The sequence below is a fragment of the Desulfonatronospira sp. genome (assembly GCA_003563255.1).
Taxonomy (GTDB): Bacteria; Desulfobacterota; Desulfovibrionia; order Desulfovibrionales; family Desulfonatronovibrionaceae; genus Desulfonatronospira.
On sequence record PWSL01000127.1, the window covers coordinates 1 to 7001 of the forward strand.

General features: G+C 50.0%; 2 protein-coding genes. Both read right to left on the bottom strand.

Annotation, left to right across the window (positions count from 1 at the left end; translation table 11 throughout):
* Positions 1–84: 84 nt before the first annotated feature.
* Entirely contained in the window at positions 85–3285 is a 3201-nt protein-coding gene (locus QZP87_RS03565; RefSeq protein ID WP_291321542.1) for a DNA methyltransferase, read from the bottom strand.
* 49 nt (positions 3286–3334) lie between these two features.
* Positions 3335–7001, bottom strand: a 3667-nt coding sequence (locus QZP87_RS03570; protein WP_291321543.1) for a DUF6079 family protein, incomplete at its 5' end; no start/stop codon positions are given.

Here is a 7001-nt window from a genome sequence, read left to right on the forward strand (position 1 = left end):
GTAGTCCACCTCGATTCAAACAAACCGGCAGATTGTCTACATGCATGAGCCGATAAATAGGAATAGGCTCATCCAGCTTCATTGCTAATTCCCCACCCTGGTCACCGCCTGATCATACCACATGAGCAGTTTTGGGTCTTCTTGGAGAACCTTCTCCGGGATCTTTTCAGCTACCTTGATGATGGTCTGGTAATCCCGGTCCTGCCAGGCCTTTTTGAATCCGGCCCGGACTGCCTCAAGTCTAAACTGCTTCATCTTCCGGCCCTTGAATTGCCTGTATTCCTCAAATTCCTTGAGCAGGGATTTCTCCCGGAGCTTTTCCAGGTCCGCAGCCCTATGGGGATTGGGTACATACCAGCGGGATCTGGCCCGGCTGATCAATTTGGAGATTTGCGGGGTGGTTTGCTCTATATGCAAAGCGCCCTGGTCTTCACGCAAGCGGCCAACTTCAGTCTCTTCAGCAATGATGCTTCGCAATTCCTCGCTTTGCTTCATCCAGGAAACAATCTGGGCCGGTATGGGACTGCCTTCATTATATATCAGAAAATTCTGCTCCAGCAGATCAGAGAGCTCCAACATCTTCTCATGCTTTTGCCAGCCTCCGATTTCCTTCATGAATTGGGGATGCAGATCCTGAAAGGTCTGGGGCTTTCTGGAAAGCTGCTGCTTGAGCCATTGAATGGCCGAAGCCTCGTCAATGACCATGAGCGTCAGCTCTCGGAATTTTTTTATTGTCCTGCGTTTCCGGTCGTATTCAGCAGCCTGCTCAGGCAGAAAATACATGCCGTCCCTCTCATCAAAGCGCTGGGCCAGTCCCTGGTAAAACTCAGCAGCAGACATGGGCACGCTTACCCCGCGCTGGACATGGAAGGCGATCATTCGGTCAAAAAGGAGATAATTCTGCCTTTCAGCCACTGCCTCTGCAGCATCGCCCTGAGTAACGAAAACAGGTAGCTGCTTGAGATGGTTACGTACAAATTCCCAAACTCCTTCTTCGGTGCCAGCTTGAAGTTGGAAACGATCTTCAAGGCCACCATTTGGCTTATAGGCTGAAATAATAAGATCTTGTTTGACTGCACTTGCCGAGGTATATTGCTTAAAAGAGCCCTGCTTTTTATCTAAGGTGCGGATATCAGCTATAACAAAACCAGCACTTTGCAAGGATTCCTGAATACTATTCCAGACGCTGTTCTTGGAATTATGAAATTCCACAGTCATCCAGCGTCCAGGCTTTAATAGACGGTAATATTCGCAAAAGCATTTTGTCATAATACTTTGATATTCCGACAAGCCTTTAGCTTGTGAGTTGTTCGTTATGGCTTCAGGCTTAATATTGGTGAAATTCTTCAGCCAAGACTCCCATAAGAAACTTAACTCTGAGTACATCAGGTTTCCACCAAATGGAGGATCAATAAATATGTAATCAACTCCATTTGTATTACATGAAGTTTTTGTAGTAGACTGTGTGCTAATGAGAGGCCTACCATTCCCCGGAAGACTCCAATTTATAGATGATAAACGTGACTTAAGGCTGATATAAGCAGGAGTTTCAGGAACAGTAGAAGAAACATATAAAGTTCCTTTTGTTCCTGCATTGATAAATCCCCCACCTCCATGAAAAAAATAACTGAATGCGATACTTGCTAGCCTTGATGTTATTCTTTCTGAGGCGGTTTTTATGAACAATAATCTTAATGCCAGATCGGATTTATAAACACGACAGAGCCTATAAACGAACGATGCAATAATCCACAAATTTTTTCTTGAATAAAAATGATGTACATGAGTTATGCCAGCATGAACACCAGATCTCCATGTATCTCCCCACTCTTTACCTTTAAACATCATTTGATAAGTCGGAAACCAGTATGGGATATCGAGCTGTTCAATTTTATCGATCAGAGAAAAATCATAAATATCTGGTCTTTTTTCATACTTAATTTTGCCAACACTATAATTTATTAAAACAGGAATTTGTTTGGCTTGCCGGATAGTTTGACCAATAGCCTTATCCAGCTTTGTGACCCAAGCTCTGTCTACTTTTCGCTTGGTCAAAAGGGCATTGCAAACAGGGCAGGGAAAATCACTATGTACCTTGCCAGCTGTTTTATCCACAGCAGCTTCCCAAAAAACCACCTCCTGAGCACATTCCGGGCAGATATAGACATCCGACCATACAGTATAGTTGATCTGCCCCCAGACAGGCTGCACATCTGTTTCTGAAGGCTGGGTCCTTAAAAGCTTACGAATCTCTTCAACTGATTTACAGGCTCGCAGCTTTTCAGCCATTATTGTTGCCAGGGCCTCTTGCTGGTCCTGGGATGCGGTTTTGGAGCCGCTGACAGCATAGGCCAAAGTAGTATACATCCAGCCGCATTCCTCCTCCACTTCCTTGAGAATGCGCTTTGCTTCCTGTTCAAATGCCTGCACATCCACAGGCGTATTGTAGTTATAGGCAATAAAGGTGGCTGCTGGTGATAGATCGCTCAGGACTGCTGAACGGGTTCCCAATCTGGAAAAAGGCTTCCAGGCTGCCTTGCCGTCCGGTCCGGTTTCCTGCTGGTAGACAACACCCTGCTTATCCACATGGTAGCCCAGGGATTCCACTGTTTGTCGATCAGCGCACAGCTGGGCGGCCACACCGGTCATGCCGGTACCACAGAAGCCGTCAAACACCACATCTCCAGGCTCGGTATAGTGCAGGATATAGCGCATGATGGCCTTGTGCGGGACCTTGGTATGGTAGGAATGGGCATTGTAGATGGGGTCATTCTTGCCCTCGCTGACATCAGTGGCAAAGGGCTCCCGGTGGTAGTCATCCGTTTCCGGATCATACGGCCTGCCATGCTGTCTGATAAACTCCGGAATGAACGGATTGGGGCAGGCAGTGTAATATGGCGGATCCGACAGGGCCAGAATGTCTTCATCTTTGCCGTGGGGAAAGCCGATTTCGTCCTTGAACAGCTGCAAAAGATCTGGTGTCTGGCCTGGATTATCCCCGCGCCTGCTTCCAGCTGCCTCAGCCATTTTTTGGGCCAGTTCCTGAACCTGGGATTCATGCCCAAAAGGCCAGTGCTGCAATGATTCCAGTCGATCTATGGTATCCTGCAAGGAGCTGAAAGGCACGCCCTGCAGTTTTTCTTTGAGTTCCTGCAAGGCTATACTCAGCTTGTCCAGAAAATAATTCCTGCGCTCCTGGTCATGGGCAAAGGTCATGCCCAGGCACTCTACCGGCTGTCTTGGAGCGGATTGCTTATCTTCCTGATCTTGCAGGGGTAACTGCAAATTATTTTCTTTGCGCATAAGTTCTATTTCAACCTTGCATCTATTTTGTTTAATCGATCACAATACGGACCTTTTCCGGCTCCTTGCCCCGGAGCAGCTGATCCAGGTAGGATTCGAAACGCTTCTTCATCTCCGCAGGAGTTACAGGCGATCCGCCGGAAACAAGGGCATCTCGCAGACTGTCCAGACTGACTTCCACCTTGCTTAGTCCGGAGAGAACCTCCTGCATGGCCTGCAGAAAATCCTGTTCCAAAGGCTCCGGCAATTCTTTTCTTTCCATGAACTGATGCACCATGTCTTTACGCTCGGGACTCAGCAGTTCCAGGTTCTGTTCTGTGCTGGGATCCTCCAGATTGCTGAGCAACGAATCTGTCCACTGCTCAATCAACTGGTCCAGTTCCTGATCTATTGTCTCCAGAGCACTGGAGGCTGAGGCCTGGATTCTCTCTTCGCCCGGCCTGAACTGACAATGCGGACACACAGGGGCCGCCTGTAAATCCTGTTCAGTGAGCCGGGTACAGATTTTCAGGGCAGCCAGCCGGTTCTGCAGATCAACCAGCTGCTGTCTGGGCAGTAGCTCTATGGTGGAAAGCTTTTTCAGGGTTTCCATCCGGGAGTCGTGCAGCAGCCTGGACTTGCGCTTTTCATCATTTACCCCGAGCCTGGCCCTGGAGTGCTGATCAATATAGTAGCGCACATATTCCTGTTTGAGCTCTGTCAGTATCCTGCGGACATCGGCAGTCAGGCTTTGATCCGGAATCTTGGCCTGGCTGAGCTTGTTCATTACCTGTGATCGAGACTGGCTGATTCTGGCTGACAATTCACTTTCAGCAGGCAGGACAGCCTCTGCTGTGGACAGGTAGGCAGCTGTATCCCCCAGTTCCTGGACCAGACTTTGATGGGCCTGGATCTCTTTTACAAGATCAAAAGTTTTTTTGTGCTCAGAAATATCCTGGGGCGCAGCCTTTAAATTTTTTAGCTGGCCTGGGGTTTTAAAAGCCTGCATGGACTCCAGAAACTGCTTGGTCTGGCCCAGTTTCTGGCTGTATTCTTCTGCTTCTGGCTCCGGGATAAGGCTATGGCCCCAGAAAACTATCCCATTTTGCAGATTTTGCTGCAGGATCACCAGCTGCTTGATCTTGCCTTGAATGGCGCTTTGCATCTGGGCTACAGGCTCTTCCTTGCCCTGGGTGATGAGCTGGGCCAGGGCAGGATTCTGACCCAGAAGCTCAAGCAGGGCCTTCAATGCAGGCAGGTTCCACTCCTTGGGCTTTTCCACATGCTTGAACCCGGTCAGGTCTTCCACCCTCATTCCTGCCAGCTGATTCAAACTGGTGGCATCAAACTTCCTGCCGGTCATGGTCAGGTTCAGATCACCGGAATAGACCAGAGCAGCCAGAACCACCACCAGCCATTCCGGCTCCAGACGGCTGCTTTGCGGTGAAAAATACTCCACCCCCTGCACATCCTGCAAAAGCTCGGAGCGATTAACCACCTGCCCATGACCTTTTTGATTCACTTTTTCCAGCACCTGGGCTGCATATCTGGAGTGAACAGGATCAATCCGCTCTCCCTGCAAGAGCTCCAGGGCGTCCAGCACAGCCAGGGCCTGTTTGGTGCCCATTGAGGAACTGGTTTTGTTTGCACCATGAGCTTCTCCACCTGCAGCCTGGGCTATGCTTCGTAAAGCATCCTGAGCTGCCTGAGGGCGACTGTCCGCAGTGATTAGAAGTGGGAATCGGGGATAGTCCGGGGCCAGATCATGGAAGTGGGTTGTTAGACAGATCCCGGCTACTGTGTTCACCAGATCCCGGAAGTTGATCCGATGGGACTGCCAGTTACCTGGAGAACTCTTGCCCAGACCCTCTTTGCACCATTCAGGAATAGTCTTGCTCCTGCCCTGATAGCTGACCTCAAAGGCTTCTGTCATGTGCTCCTGCAGCCAGTTGACCATTTTTTGCAGGAAGTTATTTGCCCGGGACTGATAGGTGTTCTTGGCATGGCCGGAAGCAGTGGATGCCAGATCCAGGGCAGCTGCATATAGTTCCAGAGTCTTTCTGGCGGCATCATCCAGGCCCTTAAGACGGAAAAAGACCTCGTCCCTGTTTTTCTCATTCTTGAAGTAAGGTGGATCAAAGGCCTGAATGAAATACAGGTAGAAATCCCTGGGGGGCACTGCTGTAGAACGATCATTGGGAGAGCCGAAAAATAGATAGCCCTGCCGCATTGCCTTGCGCTCAGGCCACTCAAGCTGATGTTCCCAGATATTGTAACCAGTAACATAGGTCTGGTCAGTACATTCCATGATCTCCTTCAGGGCCTGGAAATAATAGCGATCCAACTGGGAATCATCCAGTGACTCAGCTCTTTTTTCAATCAAGGCGTCAAAATCTTCAGTCTTTTTCAGATCCAGGAAGAATTGGCCGTTATCCGGATTATAGGAAATGAACTGACCGTTGACCGTTCTGTGGATTTCTCTAAGTACGGTTTCCACCTGGGAACGCAGATCATCAGCAGGATTTCCACCCAGGTCCTCAATACCCGGCTGATACAGGCACAAGCCGTCTCGCAGTTCATCAGGGGTGGCTCCCATCTGGGCGTAGATATCTCCAGTGGTTAAACGATGTACGGACAAACCATGGATCAGGCGCAGGGCCATGGGCTTGTAAGCCGGCCTGGTAAAAGCCTGTTCTATCCTGGACTCCAGATTGCCACTGCAATCCAGGACTTCCTTGACCTCCGGAATGGTACGAAATGAAGGGTTGGCCCGCAGATTCTGCCAGTAGCTGTCATAGGCAAGCAGGCCCGGGTAGTCCCGGGGAAGTTCCCTGTCCAGAAGATCCCGCATGGCCCTGGACAGTGTCTTGAGAATCTCCCTTTTTTCCACCACCCTGACCTGTTCAAACACGTCTATGTAGTCCGGGTGCACCGGAAACAGGCGCACAAATTCGTCCATACGTTCATTCATTCGATCATAGAATCGGGCGAAAGGGGTCAGATATTTTCTGATACTGGCCTGCTGCTCAGCTGTTTTCTTGAGCAGACGGTTGGCCACCACGAACTTGACATCCTTACGGGCGATAAGGACCTGTTCAAATCTGTCCTTAACCCGGCGCACGCTTTCGGCTACAAAGGAAAACCGTGGGCTGTCGAAAATTGCCTCCTGTACTCCGGCCATGAAGCGAAACCGCAGATGACTGCAGACTTCCCCCATTTCCCGCAAAAAGCTCAAATCCAGGATAAGCTCCTGATCTTTTCGCGAGCGCAGATAGTCCAGCAGCTCATCAACCACCAGGAGCAGGCCGTGATCCGGATACACCTGGTGAAATGCAGCCATCATTTCTTCAAAAGCAGGCTTATTGCTGGAGACCTCGCTTGAGGCGGGAAACCTGAAGTGCACTCCAATGGTGCTTAAATGCTCCTGCAGGGCCTGAACCAGAATGTCCCGCAAGGGCATGGTGGTGGAACCGATTTCGGTTCGGACCACTTTGAATTTACCAGCTATTTTGGCGGCTTCACTGGCAGCCTGGCTGTGACTGATATGTTCGGACAACTCCGGGTTCTCCGCCAGACTGGAGATAACAGCCATCAGGTGGGACTTTCCAGTCCCGTAGTTGCCCACCACCAGAAGGCCCATATTGTCTACTGGTTCCTGGAATTGCAGATTGGGGATGGCTACTGAGACCAGCTTTTCAGCCATGTCCTCGGACAGAACA